Source organism: Paenibacillus phytorum, assembly GCF_013141715.1.
Taxonomy (GTDB): domain Bacteria; phylum Bacillota; class Bacilli; order Paenibacillales; family NBRC-103111; genus Paenibacillus_E; species Paenibacillus_E phytorum.
In genome coordinates this window covers 1-15,310 of the sequence record NZ_WHOA01000104.1, presented here as the reverse complement: position 1 = coordinate 15,310, position 15,310 = coordinate 1, and the positions used below count along the sequence as shown (strand labels likewise).

Genomic DNA, 15,310 nt, shown 5'->3' with positions numbered 1-15,310 from the left:
TCTACTTGTTGTCTGTTTATGTAACCGGAAACCACGCGAAAGGAACGTTCCTATGAAAAAGATACTTTTGTTAGCTACGGGTGGAACCATCGCATCTGTGGTTGGGGAGGATGGATTGACCCCAGGGATGACAGCCGATGAACTGATAAGCTATTTGCCAGCACAAAATCAGCTATATCAGGTAGACAGTAACGTACTGATGGAAATTGACAGCACGAATATGCAGCCTGAATTTTGGGTCCGCATCGCGGAAGCCGTTTATAAGCATTATGATGATTATGATGGATTTGTCATCACACATGGAACGGACACGATGAGTTATACATCAGCCGCGCTTTCCTATATGCTGCAAAACTTAAGTAAGCCAGTTGTTATTACAGGTTCTCAAGTTCCAATCCACAACAATCACACAGATGCCATCCATAACATGCGTAACGCTGCACTGTTTGCGTGTGAAGACATTGGTGGTGTATTTATTGTTTTTGATGGCAAGGTGATCAACGGAACAAGAGCCGTGAAAGTGAGGACCCGCAGTTACGATGCCTTTGAAAGCATTAATCATCCGTATGTGGCTTACTTTGAAGGCGATGAAATCAAGTACACGACGCCTGTTGAACCTGTTCGGAATCAAGAGATGAAGCTGGACATATCGCTATGTCCCGATGTTTTTTTGTTAAAGCTGCATCCAGGTACGAAGCCTGAACTTTTCGACTATCTGAAACAACACTATAGAGGTGTGATTATCGAAGGCTTTGGTTTAGGAGGGGTTCCTACCCAAGGGCGCAACCTTCTTCCGAAAATCATTGAGCTTATAGAAGCTGGAGTCGCTGTCGTCATTACGACACAATGTCTGGAAGAAGGCGGCGATCTGACGCTTTATGAAGTTGGGCGAAGAGTAGGCAGAGAACAGATTATTTCGTCGAAGGATATGAATAAAGAGGCGATCGTTCCGAAATTGATGTGGGTATTAGGCAAGACCAATGACCTCAAAGAGGTAAAGGAAATGATGGAAATGTCGATCGCCGATGACACCACTTTATAAAAAGAGACTTATTACGGTAGCGGATCTTATTTCACTTATTTACATCATACAAGTAAAACACGTAATCACTAGATACACCTGCATGTCCGAGCTGGCGGAGCATAGAAGTGATGTTGCCGCGGTGGTAAGTGCCGTGATTAACAACGTGCTGGATAAGCTCTTCGTTGCTGGCATGCAGGACGCCATAGGTTGGATGCGGAAAGTCTTTCGTAGCTTGCCAATCGGCATCGCTATTCAGAAAGGCTTTGTAAGTCTCGGCTAACTCCGAGAAGGCGGCTTCTAGTTGTTTCAAGCTTTTCCCTTTGGTCTTTTCTTCAGCAGTGACGATCAGCTCTCTGGTTTGCTCATAGCTGCTTCCCTTCATGCCGGACAACCAGACAGTATCCACTCTGTAGATATGCACAAGGCCGGCATGTATGGTTGGAAATACATCGCTCATCTCCTGCAGCAAAATCTCCTCCGGCAGTTCCTCTAAACGAGCGAAAACCCGCTTATTAGCCCATACATGATACTCGTAATTTTTGAGAATTTGATTAGACATCTGATCAATCCTCCTTCTTTTTTGCTTGATAGAGTTCTATTAATGTGCCATCTGCATCCCGAAAATGGGCAAGTCGTCCATTCCATGTCGGATGATTAAATGGTTCTTTGACGAATTCGATGCCTTTGTCGGATAAACGATGGTAAGTATCATCTATATTTTCAACTTCAATATTGAGTACAAAATTCGTTGCATAGCTGCCACTTTGCCCCAAATCTTCTCCCAGTGCTTCGCCCATGGCTTTACGGGACAGCAGCTCGATACGAGCAGCGCCCGTGTTAAACAACGCGTACTCCATCGACTCCTCATACCAGTCAGCTTTCAATTCTAATAGATCCCTATAAAAAGCTGCGCTTTTGTGAAAATCATCTACCAAAATACGAACTTGTAATAAATTCATGATCTTTCCTCCTTAGGTTTCACCTAAGACCCATTGTAGCCCATCTTCACTGACAGAAACGGTCAGTCAAGCTGCGCCGCCGCATAATAATTGTGTAAATTTTTCGTTACCTCAATCATTTGGTTTTGGAGCAGCTGCGGCTCTTTAATGCGAAGGGTCCCCCCATAAGTCAGAAGAAAGTAGGGAAGATCATACAGGATGTATCGCTCTTCCAGTTTAAAATGGGCTTCAAGCTGCGAACGTTCTACCAACGCATGGGCCAGAAACCAATGACCACATAGATCATCTAGTGCTTGCTCTCTTCCAGTAATTTTGACAGATATGAGCTCATCCGGCTTATCCGAATCAGGCAGCACACCTGAAAGGATAAATTTGCGCGCCGAGAAATCAGCAGGCCGTTCAAAAGTCTTCTCCGCCCTTTCCAACTTTCGAATACGATCGATACGAAAGCTTCGAATTTCTTTACGAAGATGACAATGACCTACCACATACCATTTGCTTTTCCAGCAAACAAGTCCGTAAGGATCCAAATGACGAGCTTCTGTTACAGATCCGTAGCCTTTTTGATAATGCATAAATATGGTCATGCTCTGAGCCGCCGCAATTTCCACTTCTTGAAGCAGAGATACTTGCGAAGCATCAGCTTGGGGGAGAATGACATCAAGACCTTGCTCATGTAGATTGATTTGATGGCGTTGTTCTTCATTGGTATACATTTTCAACTTGGCGACGGCCTGACTTAATTTCTCTCCAAACGGATACCCTGCCTCCTGGGCAAAAGCGGCTGCGTGAATTAATGCTTTTTGTTCATCTAGATCAAATACAAGCGGAGCTTCATTGAAATGACCGAGCAAGCTATAACCGCCATGATGCCCGGAATCGGAAATAATAGGGACTCCGCTGGCACATAAAGCATCGATGTATCGATAGACGGTTCGGATGTTAATCTCCAGCTTCTCAGCAAGCTGCTTAGCTGTTATTCGCTTTTGAGATTTGAGCAACCAGAGGATAGAAAGCATATGATCTGCTTTTGACATAATTCATATTCCTTTCCTAGGAAATCCTATCCATATGGCTCCATCATACCATTGACGGACCGATGAAAAAAACACCCAATCTCAAAGAGATAGGGCGCTATGTCTAACTAATATTTCGCTTAAAATAACGTTATGCCGTACTCCTCAATTTTACGATATAGCGTCGTTCTTCCGATTTTCAATTGTCCGGCGGCCTTGCTAAGGTTCCATTCCGAGGCCTTCAGCGCCTTCTTGATCGCCTTGATTTCCGCGTCCTTCAACGTGAGGGGGTGATCTTTGCCTGATCCTGCTTGTACAGCCTCATGGGGTTCTTCGAACGCTAGATGGTCAGCGTCAATCGCCTGTCCTCCTGCTAGGAAGACCGCCTGCATAAGAATGCCGCTAAGCTCTCTGATATTGCCCGGCCAGCTGTAGGTTAACAGCTTCTGCTGCGCTGCTTCCGTTAGGAATGGACAGGGCGAAGCATGCTTCTGGAGTAAATGCACGGCTAATGTCAAAATATCGCTTCTTTCTCGTAAGGACGGCAGCGTAATATGTATCCCTTTCAACCGGTAATACAGATCAGCCCGAAATCGGCCCGCCTTAATCTCCGTGGCCAAGTCCTTATTCGTTGCTGCAATGACTCTAATATCAATTGCTTTGCTCTTCGCGCTGCCTACCGGAGTAATCATGCTTTCCTGGAGTACTCTTAATAAAGCAGCCTGCGCACGAAGAGGCATGTCGCCTATCTCATCGAGGAAGATAGTACCCTTGTGCGCGGCCTCGAATTTCCCGGCACTGCCGTCTTTGTTCGCCCCCGTGAAAGCGCCGCGAGCATATCCGAACAATTCACTCTCGATCAAGCTGTCCGGGATGGCACTGCAATTCAGTGCAATGAACGGCTCCGCCGATCGGGGGCTAGCGGTATGAATGGATTGCGCGAACAATTCCTTCCCCACACCGCTTTCACCCAATAATAAGACAGGAAAATCTGTCGCTGCCGCCTTCTTGGCCAGTTCTTTCTTCTGTATGATGGTCGGACAAGTGCCGACTATATCTCTAAACGCATACAAATGCTGCTCGTTTTCCGCTTGCTTCTGAATGGAGACGGACTGCCACAGCTTCTGATGCTCATTATGAATGGTTTCGATCGAAAAGCCTTCCAACTTCGTAAACACTTTGCCAATGGCGTCACTTCCAACAATGCGGATAGCGGTATGATTAGCACGAATGATGTGGTTATCCCGGCTTAGAGAGAGCAGCGGCAAAGGATGATTTTGTGAGGAATGCTCGAGTTCTCTGAGGGTAATGAGATGCTCCTTCTTCGACTCTTCCAGCAGAATTTTGTTCTGCAGGGAAAGGGCTGCCATACAGGCAAGTGTATACGTATAGGCGTGATAATTCTCTTGTTTGCCGCTAATATTGATGATACCAATCAGCTCGCCGATTGAATTGAAGACGGGTGCCGAGGCGCAGGTCAAGAAGTGATTGGAGTTGAAATAATGCTCTTCGGCATGCACACGTACGGGTTTTTTCTCTGTGAGGGCGACACCAATGGCATTTGTTCCTTTTCTTCTTTCGGCCCAATTTGCTCCTACTTGCAGCTGAACCGCTAACGCCCGGCGGGAGAAATCGATATCTCCGACCGTATGAATAATGGTTCCCTCAGAATCGATAAGCAGCGCCATCTGGCCAGATTGCTTGATGCCTGTGTGCATTTGCTCGAATATTTGCTCCGTGTAATGTATGGTTTGCTCGTTTTGCTGTAATAGAGATTGAATGTGTCTTCCGGTTAAGATGTTATCATCAATGGGGTCGGTGGGCATTAAACCAATTTCGTGACAGCGCTTCCAAGAAGATGCCGTCGCTTCTGATAAAAAGTTATTTTCCACGGATAGCAAAAATAAACACCTCCATTGCAATCGGTTTCCTAACCCGATCATATCATAGTTGCTTTTATTAATGGAGTGCTGAAAGAAAGAATGTCCCAAAATGGAACACTTCCGTTGTTTCAGAGCGGAACAAAATCGAGAAAGCGCTCACCATTTTGCCTTATTGGACGGCATTCATTATGTTGGCACGATCCTTGCTAATATATTTGACGTATTCCATTTTAAGGAGGCTGAGCTAAATGATTTATGCACAACCTGGACAAAACGGATCAAAGGTTACATTTAAAAAAAGGTACGAAAATTTCATCGGAGGAAAGTGGACTGCGCCTATTAAGGGCGAATATTTTGACAATCCATCACCTGTAAATAACCGTGTTTTCTGCGAGGTTCCACGCTCATCTTCAGAGGATATCGAGCTGGCTTTAGATGCCGCGCATGCTGCAAAGGACGCATGGGGGCACACGTCCGTTACGGAGCGTGCCGTCATTTTAAATAAAATAGCTGATCGCATGGAAGCGAATTTGGAAATGCTTGCGGTTGCCGAGACCTGGGATAACGGGAAGCCGGTTCGGGAAACGCTTGCGGCTGATCTGCCACTGGCGATCGATCATTTTCGCTATTTTGCAGGATGCATTCGCGCTCAGGAGGGTTCGCTCAGCCAATTGGATGATAATATGGTGGCTTACCATTTTAATGAGCCCCTTGGCGTCGTCGGTCAGATTATACCGTGGAACTTTCCACTGCTTATGGCGACATGGAAGCTTGCTCCGGCACTTGCGGCTGGAAATGCGGTCGTTCTGAAGCCTGCTGAGCAAACGCCGGCATCCATACTGGTGCTGATAGAGCTCATCCAAGATTTGCTACCTCCGGGCGTACTTAATATCGTCAACGGCTTCGGACTTGAAGCCGGCAAACCGCTTGCCTCGAGCAGGCGCATCGCGAAAATCGCCTTTACCGGCGAGACGACGACAGGCCGCTTAATTATGCAGTATGCTTCGCAAAACCTGATACCAGTCACCTTGGAGCTGGGTGGCAAGTCGCCGAACATTTTCTTTGAGGATGTGGTCAAAAGTGATGACGCTTTCTTCAACAAAGCGCTCGAGGGCTTTGCGATGTTCGCCCTGAATCAAGGGGAAGTCTGCACCAGCCCGTCACGCGCATTAATTCAGGAATCGATTTATGATCAATTTATGGAAAGAGCCTTGAAGCGAGTCGCTGCTATCAAACAGGGCAACCCTCTGGATACGGATACGATGATTGGCGCACAAGCCTCTACCGAGCAAGTTGAGAAAATTATGAGCTATATCCATATCGGTGCGGAAGAAGGTGCTGAATGCCTGATCGGTGGAGGTCGGGCAAAGGTGGATGGAGATATTTCCGAAGGCTACTACATTCAGCCTACAGTTCTGAAGGGGCATAACAAAATGAGAATCTTCCAAGAGGAGATTTTCGGACCAGTTCTTTCCGTTACGACGTTCAAGGATCAGGAAGAGGCGCTGGCGATCGCGAATGACACGCTCTATGGTCTTGGATCCGGTGTATGGACACGCGACATGAACACGGCTTACCGGATGGGGCGCAGCATTCAAGCCGGCCGTGTATGGACGAATTGCTACCACGCGTATCCTGCTCATGCGGCCTTCGGCGGCTATAAGAGCTCGGGCATTGGCCGCGAGAATCACAAAATGATGCTCTCTCATTACCAGCAAACCAAAAATCTACTCGTCAGCTACAGCCCCGACGCACTGGGCTTCTTCTAAGAGAGTCGTACGATGACGATAGAAGTGAGCAAGGTTGTTGCTACCGATGCCGCTCTAGAGCTAATCGAAATCGTAAAGGCCAAGCATGGCCCTGTCATGTTCCATCAATCCGGCGGCTGCTGCGATGGCAGCTCTCCGATGTGCTACGCGCAAGGGGAGTTCTTTATCGGCGACAGCGACGTATGGCTAGGGGATATAGGCGGCGCACCCTTCTATATGAGCAAGCCGCAATACGAGTATTGGAAGAATACGATGCTCATCATCGATGTGGTGCCCGGCAGAGGCGGGATGTTCTCGCTTGAGGGGCCGGAAGGGCGACGTTTTCTGACTCGCTCGAGGATGTTCTCGGATGAGGAGCGGCGTGTGTTGGGTCTCTAAGCATTTTTATTAGATAGGATCAAAAACCCTGTTCTCTTCCTTGACGAAGGGAGCAGGGTTTTTGAGCTGTAGGCAAAGGTTTACAAGAAAATGGCGCCTCCCATATTCGGGCCTATGACCATGAAGCAAATCGCAGAAAGGCTGCATGTGCATTGATTCAACGGTATGCTGCGTCAAAAATAATGGCAAGTTGTACAGCGTGCAACAATTTCCTTGATTTTTTCCTGGCAAGCTAAGGATGTTGCATGTTGTACAACAATTTAGCCTCTTTATATGCTGTAGAGCTACTTTTGGCTGGAATTGATGTATTTTTTGCAACATTCGCGTGGAAATGGTGTTATTTGCTTGCTAAAAGTTGTAGAAAATACAACATTCCACGGACAGGCAAGCGATGTTTAGCCTGCGTGGCATCAACATTTACAAACGACCAGAAATCAAGTTTAAACTTTACATTTAAATCCTAAACTTTAAAGTTAAAACCTTAACGTTTAAATCGTACAGTTTAAAGCTTAAATCTTGAATCTTAAACTTTAAACTTTAAAGTTCATTCCAGCTAGCTGCTAAAAATACCAATTTCTCCAAATACCCTCTCAATTGGCCCTAGTTACGCGAATCTTTATATAAACTCAAATAAGGCCACCGGAGAGGGGAATAGACTTGACCAAGAACGAAGTCTTAACCACTACCATCACGCTGTCTATTGATAATGGCAGCAGTCACGTTAAAGTGATTTACGACCATTTGAACAATAATTTTATTTTTCCTAATGTATTAGCGCAACCGTTTGGTGAACGATTTCTTTTGATGGAACAAGGTGATCCCTTGGATTTTCTTGACGTACAGATTACATCACCTTCGATTGAGAGCGATCAGTACCGACATGTTTACGTGGGTAACTTAGCGATCGGTGACGAAGGGATTATTCATGAAATAGTAGGGGATAAAGCGGTGCAAAAGAAGGCCCAGAGGCCCGAAACGATGGTAACTCTCCTTACGGCTGCGGCGTATGCCATTGCCAAGAAACATGAGGATGCCATCAGGCGGGGAAAAAAACGGATTAAAGCCGCCGTCAACTTGGGTACGGGTCTGCCGATTCGTGAAATTACGAAATTCCGCGAGGAATTTGCTCATAAGATTACAGGAGGTGTACATTCCGTTACATTCGGGACAACTCCCGTATTTAAAGGGATAACGGTGGAAATGGAATTCTCGCTTCCAACCGATATCAGCATAGACGATGTATCCGGTGTTTACGACCTTGAGGCCACTTCCAAATCGCATCTATCCCACAAAGGCTTCGGTATCGCGGATGTAGGTGGTGTTGACATGGATATCGCGTTCTTCAAACCCGGTCTCGATCTGGATCAGAGGCACTCTACTGGTGCTAAGATCTACCTCAATGATGCGTTAGAGAGCATTCGCAACGAGGTTAACTCGCAAGGCGAGGAGTTGATCGCAAGCACTGCGGAATTAACTCTCATGCTGGTCAACAAAGAGTATGAGATTTATGCGGAGGGTAAGGTTGTCTTTGACATGACAAGCCTTATTAATCGGCATATGCGCATATTAGCGGAGAAAGTGCTGAAATACGCTCGCAACTCTTGGAAGCATGTTCGCTACGCCAACGAATTTTGGTTTATCGGCGGTGGAGCGGTCGTGTTGCAGCCTTGGATTGAGAAATTAAACGCCGAGCTGGGCTTGCCCATTAAGTTTGATACCGTGGAACACAGCCAATTCCGAAACGTGCGAGGCACCTTTCTTATGCTTGACCACGCGCTGAAACATGAGGACGAAACTGCAGCGGCCAGTGCTGATTCTAAAGGAGTATCCGAGAGTGGGAGCGGTTCGGATTGAAAAAGCGGAGATCTACCGTTTACGTTCGTTCCGGTAAGGATATTACACTCTATATTCCATCAGATACACCGCCTGAGGTCATCGACTATTTGAATCAGTTGAAAATGGAAGGCATTTTCAGTCAAGGCATCATGGATATTTTGACAAGATATGTTTGTGAAGAGCAATCGAATAAGCGACCTGTTGTAGAATTATTTCCCGGGAAAGAAATGGACTCGGACATGGATAATGCCGTTTCTCTAGCAGACAGCTATAGTGACATGGAGTCGGCTGAGCCTATTGAACCTACTCATGAAGCGAATGATGATTTCAACCAGCCAAAGAAGGAGATCCCGGGTGCCAATGATCAGAAAAAATTCAGCTTGGCGCAAATATTCCGGCAATCTCGGCACAATTCGGGAAAGCTAGTACAATCCTCGGATCATGGCAACAATAATGAGTAGGTGAACTCCATGGTAATGAAAAGGAGGACATCAGATGGACAACGGACAAGCTAAGGACGCAGCGCGTCATTTTAATCTTTCAGATGAAGTTTTTCACCATCCCGGTATGGATATTTATACACAAATGACCTTTATCGTCTTGAAATGTTTTTCTTCGGAATCGAATATTCCAGGATTATCTGATATTGCTATGCTCGGTCGCATGAATATCAAACAGGCGACCAAATCTTTGCAGCAACTCGTGGAGCTGAGAATTGTCTCGCACAAAATATTCCGCCGTATGGTGGGAGATTTCCAAGACGATCGACTTTCCTGGGCTGCAAAGGGCTTGCTTACGTTTTGCAAAGAGAACCCGAACATCAACCTAGACGATCTAGTGGAACTATCCAGTGAATCGGGCGAGGATGAACATAGCATACGCAAGGCTCTTAAGGAATTGAACGAATATGGGTACTTGGAAGAGTACCCTGTATGGAGCAGAATTGCTAACTAAGGTATAGCGGACGGACAGAATCAATTTTGTAAAACACCCTGCAAGTCTGATGGTGCTTAAAATAGACCATGCTATCTACGATTGTAGAAGCATGGTCTGTTTTTAAGTTGGAAAGACTCTAAATAGTTCGATATTCATATAGTATACAACATCTTATGTAAGGGGTATCCAATCAAATATTGTCGAATTATAATGCAAGTTTTATAAATATAGGAAAATTATTGATTTTTTAACTAATTAAGAAGATCAAAAGTACTAGAATATATACGGAGTATGACTTTATAGTTAAATTTACCTATTCAAACTATTAGGAATATAGTATTATGGCAGAGATAGAAGTATCGAAATCTCAAGTGAAAAGGGCAAATCACAGGAAACTGTGAGACGCAAAGCCAAGGGCCTGAAACGCGTATTAAAAAACGCGAATGGCAGCCGGTTACCACAGGGAATCATAGTGTTTTTCTATGAACCTTGTTTAAGGTTCTTTTCTTTTTTTTGAGATCTATCAATCCTTATTATAAGAAGGGAAGTCAGATGTCAATGAAGAAATCAAGACAAATGTCTATGGTTCTCACACTGCTTTTATTTGTTCAATTAATTTTTCCAGCCTTACATGCGTGGGGAGCAACAGACAACGGAACCATCTTACCTCCGAGCAATCTTGCTACTCAACTTCTGACGCCTGATGATGTGAAATTGACGTGGAGTCCGGTGTATGGAGCTACAGGATACACTGTATACAGCATCACCTATGGACAGCTTATCAATGTCGGGACAACGACAACAGCTTCTTTTACCATGAATGACCTGACTGAGGGCTCTTACAGTTATGTGGTGTCTACTTTAAGTTCAGGTGGCGAATCGGGCCCATGTGCTCCGGTGAATATCAATATCACTTATCCGGATATGATTGCCCCGGCCACTTTAACGTACACCATACAGAATGGCAATAATATCGTTTTGAACTGGGGAACAGCTCCTAATGTACAAACATATAATTTGTATGTAAATCAAGAAGGCGGAAGAAAGTTAGTCTATTCGGGGACAGCGAGAACTTTTACCGTCAACAATGTCGCAGAGGGAATATATACATATACGGTAACAGCTAGTCATACTTTGTACGGAGAATCTCCAAACTCTGCACCGGTAGAAATTGCTGTCGGCTACCCGACGATGACGGCTCCTAGCGGTTTAACGTATACGGTGGCTACCGATGACGTTACACTGAAGTGGAATACTGCTGCATATGCAACCGGCTATAACGTCTATCAAATTATTGATAATCAAAAAGTATTAAAAAGCAGTAAAATAACCGGAACAACCGTATCCTACATGAATTTGCCCGCTGGAAATTATACATACATCGTTCACTCTTTCAGTGACCGTTTCGGAGAGTCTGTCGAGGGTAGCACGATTTCATTAACCGTAGGAACAATGGTGCCACCAAGCAACCTAACTTTTAAAATTCAAAATGTGAATGATTTGGTACTAACTTGGAGCGCTGCGACCAACGCGACCTCTTACAAGGTGTATCAAGTTATCAATGGAGAAAAAATATTGAAAAACACAGTAACCGGTACGACGGTTACATTTACGAATATGCAGGCAGGCGATTATGTATATGAAGTTCATTCGTCCAATAACTTGTTTGGCGAGTCTGTAGACGGCAGTACGGTTTCCTTGAGTGTAGGATCGGTTACGATGACTCCTCCGGTAACGTTTACTTCCAAACTGCAAAACCTGACTGATATTGTACTGACTTGGACGGTTGCACCCAATGCTACCTCCTATAATATCTATCAAGTTATTGGCGATCAAAAAGTACTGAAAAGCACTGTGACGGGCACGACGATTACCTACGTTAACATGCCTGCGGGTGATTATGTATACGAGGTTCATTCTGTTAGCACCCGTTTCGGTGAATCAGCTGAAGGAACACAAGCTGCCTTAACGGTAGGGGAAGTAGTCATGGCTGCTCCGGGGAATTTCGCATACAAATTTCAGAATGTAAATGACATAGTACTGACATGGACGGTTGCACCTAATGCTACGGCTTATAAAGTGTATCAAATCGTAGACGGTACAAAGGTACTTAAAAGTACAGTAACCGGAATGACTGTGACCTATGCAAATATGTCGGCTGGCGATTACCAGTATGAGGTTCATTCCTATAGCGATCGATATGGGGAATCCGTGGCAGGGAGCCAGGTATCGATTACGGTAGATGCTGTAACCATGGCAGCTCCGGGAAATCCGACTGCAAAGGTTCAAAATGTGACAGATGTCGTATTAACATGGACTGCTGTTGCAAATACAACAAATTACAAAGTGTATCAAGTTTCAGGCGGTCAAAAAGTATTGAAATCCACGGTGACAGGTACGACAGTAACTTATACAAATCTGGCAGCAGGAGATTACACGTATGAAATTCACTCGAATTCCACACGATTTGGAGAATCGGCTGAAGGTGGCCTGGTAACTTTCTCTATCGTACTTCCAACGATACTGCCACCAACCAATTTGGTGCAGAGTGTAACATCGGCTACGGCGTTTTCTTTAAACTGGGACGCAGCAGCAAATGGTAACAGCTATAAAGTGTATCAAATAGTAAATGGTCAAAAAGTATTGAAAAGCACAGTAGCTACAACAACGGTATCTTATACCAATATGCAGCCTGGTGATTATACGTATGAAGTTTATACGGTTTCAACACGATTTGGAGAATCTCTAGAGGGTACGAAATTAACTTTCACTTTGAACGGTCAAACGATGCAAGCTCCAGCTAGCCTGACCTATAGTTTGGCGAATGTGAATGATCTTACATTAAAGTGGACCACGGTACCTTACGCAACAAGCTATAAAGTGTACCAGATTATTGATGGTCAAAAAGTTTTGAAAAGCACGCTAACCGGCTTAACTATTACCTATACAAACATTCCTGGCGGAGACTATCAGTATGTAGTTGATTCCTATTCAACAATTTTAGGAGAATCCCCTGAGGGAGCAGAAGTTAGCTTTAAGTTGATTCTGCCGACAATGGTAGGACCAGGTAATCTGGCAACTAATGTACAGAATGGTAACGACGTGGTTTTAACATGGGATACAGTACCCTATGCTAACAGTTACAAAGTCTATGAGATTGTGAATGGTACAGAGGTTTTAAGAAGCACAGTGACCACGTTGACAGTAACATACACGAATGTGACAGCCGGGGATCATACGTATGTTGTTCACTCTGTGAGTACTAAATTCGGAGAGTCGTTGGAAGGAAGTAAAGTGAACCTCTCCATGGTTTTCCCAGTGATGCAAGCGCCGGGAAGTCTGACCCAGACGATTGCAAACGGTAATGACATTACCCTTAAGTGGGGAACAGTTCCTTATGCCAACTCTTATAAGGTATATCAAATCATTGACGGTCAGAAGGTATTGAAAAGCACTGTGACCACTACTTCCGTAAGTTATCTTCGTTCACCTGCGGGCGACTATACGTATGAAGTCCATTCATACAGCACTCGTTACGGTGAATCACAAGAGGGAAGTCAAGTTAGTTTTACGCTAGATCAGAACTGGACAGCTGCACCGGATCAAGTGACTCAAACGATTGTGAATGGCAATGATATCACCCTGCAATGGGGGGCCGTTGCTAACGTAGCATCCTATAACATTTATCAAGTAATTAACGGTGAGAAAGTTCTGAAGAAATCACAAACTGCAACATCAGTTACATTTGCAAACATGCCTGAAGGAGAATACACGTATGAAGTTCATTCTTACGGAACTCGATTCGGGGAATCTCCAGATGGAGCAAGTGTAAGCTTTACCTTGGATTTCCCTGTGATGCAGGCACCTGCTACATTAACGCAGACAATTGCGAATGGTAATGATATTACTTTAAAGTGGGGAACTTCAACTTACGTTACATCTTATAAAGTATATCAAGTAGTTGATGGTGAAAAGGTGTTGAAAAGCACACTGACCGGAACAACTGTAACATATACCAACATGCCAGCAGGCGACTATACCTATGAAGTGCATTCCTATAGCAGCCGTTTTGGTGAGTCCCCGGAGGGACGCCAGCTCACGTTTACGCTGGTACATCCGATCATGCAAGCACCGGCTAATGTGACGAAAAGTATAACGAATGGCAACGACATTTCTTTATTGTGGGGAACTTCAACTTATGCTAATACCTATAAAGTTTATCAAGTAGTAGATGGCCAAAAAGTGCTGAAAAGTACACAGACCGGCACTGCGGTAGGATTTTACAACATGCCTGCTGGAGACTATACCTATGAAATTCATTCATACAGCAGTCGCTTTGGTGAGTCTCCGGAGGGAGGAGAGCTCTCATTTACACTGGTACATCCGATCATGGAAGCACCGGGTAATGTGACGAAAAGTGTGACGAATGGCAATGACATTACTTTAAAATGGGGAACCGTAACTTACGCTACGGCTTATCGTGTCTACCAAATCGTAGATGGTCAAAGAGAATTGAAAAAAACACAAACGGGTACAACCTTAACGTTTACCAACATGCCAGAAGGTGACTACAATTATGAGATTTACTCCTATAGTGATCGTTTCGGTGAATCGCCGAAGGCGGGTATCTCAGCTTTCACTTTGACATGGCCGGTACTTCAGCCGTCACAATTGAAAGGAACAGTCACGAACGCTAATAATCTGACATTAACTTGGACGACAGCAACTTGGGCTAATGAATATCGTGTATATGAAGTGACAGACGGAACACGTCAGTTAATCTATAAAGGTACGGCTCTAACAACCCAGATCTACAACATGAGTGAGAAAACGCATAATTATGAATTAGTCATTTATAATACACGTTTTGGTGAGTCTGCACCTTCCAATCGGTTAACATTTGATATTATTTACCCTGATATGCAGTCTCCAGTGGCAGGTTTGAGGCTGCTAAGTCCAACAAGCGCTGTAATTACATGGAATTTTATCACATACGCTAATGGTTATAACGTATATGAAATTGTAAATGGACAACCGGTACTGCTGGTTAAAAACTTAAACAACCTGTCTTACACAGTAAATAACCTATCTTATGCGAACCACCTGTATTATGTATCTTCGTATAGTAATTCATTTGGTGAATCGGGTCCTTCCAATACAGTTGAGGCAAAGCTGATCATCGATACTGAGGCACCGGTAACGACAGCAACTGCACCAACGGATTGGACGAATCAAAATGCAGCAGTAACATTGTCGGCAACCGATAATGAAACGGGAGTGGCAAATACGTTCTATTCTTTGAACGACCAAGCTTTCGTGTCCGGAACTGTCGTTACTGTTAGTCAAGAAGGCAATAATAAAGTATCTTATTATTCTGTAGATAAAGTAGGCAACACGGAAGCGACAAAAATCATTTATGTGAAGATTGACAAAATGGCTCCGTTGACAAAGGCAAGTGATGTTCAAGGATGGTCTAAGGAAGCAATTGTGACGCTGGCAGCAACAGATG

The 15,310-nt window shown here is 44.6% G+C and carries 11 protein-coding genes and 1 riboswitch; of the genes, 7 read left to right on the top strand and 4 right to left on the bottom strand.

What is annotated here, in order from left to right:
• The first annotated feature begins 52 nt into the window (after positions 1–52).
• Complete coding sequence (locus GC098_RS16200; RefSeq protein ID WP_171644177.1) at positions 53–1,042, top strand: asparaginase; 990 nt, start codon at positions 53–55, stop codon at positions 1,040–1,042.
• Between the two features lie 31 nt (positions 1,043–1,073).
• On the opposite strand, the gene GC098_RS16195 is transcribed toward GC098_RS16200, so the two are convergent.
• The 4 genes from GC098_RS16195 to GC098_RS16180 form a co-directional block, all read right to left on the bottom strand.
• Entirely contained in the window at positions 1,074–1,583 is a 510-nt protein-coding gene (locus GC098_RS16195; RefSeq protein WP_171644176.1) for a DinB family protein, read from the bottom strand.
• Positions 1,584–1,587: 4 nt separating this feature from the next.
• A complete protein-coding gene (locus GC098_RS16190; RefSeq protein WP_171644175.1) occupies positions 1,588–1,983 on the bottom strand; it encodes a VOC family protein in 396 nt (131 codons plus the stop codon).
• 62 nt (positions 1,984–2,045) lie between these two features.
• Positions 2,046–3,020 (bottom strand): helix-turn-helix transcriptional regulator, encoded by a 975-nt coding sequence (locus GC098_RS16185; RefSeq protein ID WP_171644174.1) that lies wholly within the window; start codon positions 3,018–3,020, stop codon positions 2,046–2,048.
• A gap of 119 nt (positions 3,021–3,139) precedes the next feature.
• Entirely contained in the window at positions 3,140–4,891 is a 1,752-nt protein-coding gene (locus GC098_RS16180) for a sigma-54-dependent Fis family transcriptional regulator (protein WP_312880170.1), read from the bottom strand.
• A gap of 239 nt (positions 4,892–5,130) precedes the next feature.
• On the opposite strand from GC098_RS16180, the gene adh reads away from it, so the two are divergent.
• From adh to GC098_RS16150, 6 genes are all read left to right on the top strand, one after another.
• Positions 5,131–6,651 (top strand): aldehyde dehydrogenase, encoded by a 1,521-nt coding sequence (gene adh, locus GC098_RS16175; protein ID WP_171644172.1) that lies wholly within the window; start codon positions 5,131–5,133, stop codon positions 6,649–6,651.
• A gap of 12 nt (positions 6,652–6,663) precedes the next feature.
• Positions 6,664–7,029 (top strand): DUF779 domain-containing protein, encoded by a 366-nt coding sequence (locus GC098_RS16170; RefSeq protein ID WP_171644171.1) that lies wholly within the window; start codon positions 6,664–6,666, stop codon positions 7,027–7,029.
• A 657-nt stretch (positions 7,030–7,686) separates the two neighbouring features.
• Entirely contained in the window at positions 7,687–8,883 is a 1,197-nt protein-coding gene (locus GC098_RS16165; RefSeq protein WP_171644170.1) for a ParM/StbA family protein, read from the top strand.
• On the top strand, positions 8,880–9,326 hold the full coding sequence (locus GC098_RS16160; RefSeq protein WP_171644169.1) for a hypothetical protein: 447 nt from the start codon (positions 8,880–8,882) through the stop codon (positions 9,324–9,326). The genes GC098_RS16165 and GC098_RS16160 overlap by 4 nt, the downstream gene beginning before the upstream one ends.
• A gap of 34 nt (positions 9,327–9,360) precedes the next feature.
• Positions 9,361–9,819, top strand: a complete 459-nt coding sequence (locus GC098_RS16155) for a hypothetical protein (protein ID WP_171644168.1) — start codon at positions 9,361–9,363, stop codon at positions 9,817–9,819.
• A 351-nt stretch (positions 9,820–10,170) separates the two neighbouring features.
• A riboswitch (cyclic di-GMP riboswitch) is annotated at positions 10,171–10,263 on the top strand.
• Between the two features lie 90 nt (positions 10,264–10,353).
• A partial coding sequence (locus GC098_RS16150; protein ID WP_171644167.1) for an OmpL47-type beta-barrel domain-containing protein occupies positions 10,354–15,310 on the top strand: 4,957 nt, incomplete at its 3' end.

Bases quoted from the DNA above. Each gene is read 5' to 3' on its own strand.
- GC098_RS16200 (WP_171644177.1), top strand. From the start codon at position 53: ATGAAAAAGATACTTTTGTTAGCTACGGGTGGAACCATCGCATCTGTG.
- GC098_RS16195 (WP_171644176.1), bottom strand. From the start codon at position 1,583: ATGTCTAATCAAATTCTCAAAAATTACGAGTATCATGTATGGGCTAAT.
- GC098_RS16190 (WP_171644175.1), bottom strand. From the start codon at position 1,983: ATGAATTTATTACAAGTTCGTATTTTGGTAGATGATTTTCACAAAAGC.
- GC098_RS16185 (WP_171644174.1), bottom strand. From the start codon at position 3,020: ATGTCAAAAGCAGATCATATGCTTTCTATCCTCTGGTTGCTCAAATCT.
- adh (WP_171644172.1), top strand. From the start codon at position 5,131: ATGATTTATGCACAACCTGGACAAAACGGATCAAAGGTTACATTTAAA.
- GC098_RS16170 (WP_171644171.1), top strand. From the start codon at position 6,664: ATGACGATAGAAGTGAGCAAGGTTGTTGCTACCGATGCCGCTCTAGAG.
- GC098_RS16155 (WP_171644168.1), top strand. From the start codon at position 9,361: ATGGACAACGGACAAGCTAAGGACGCAGCGCGTCATTTTAATCTTTCA.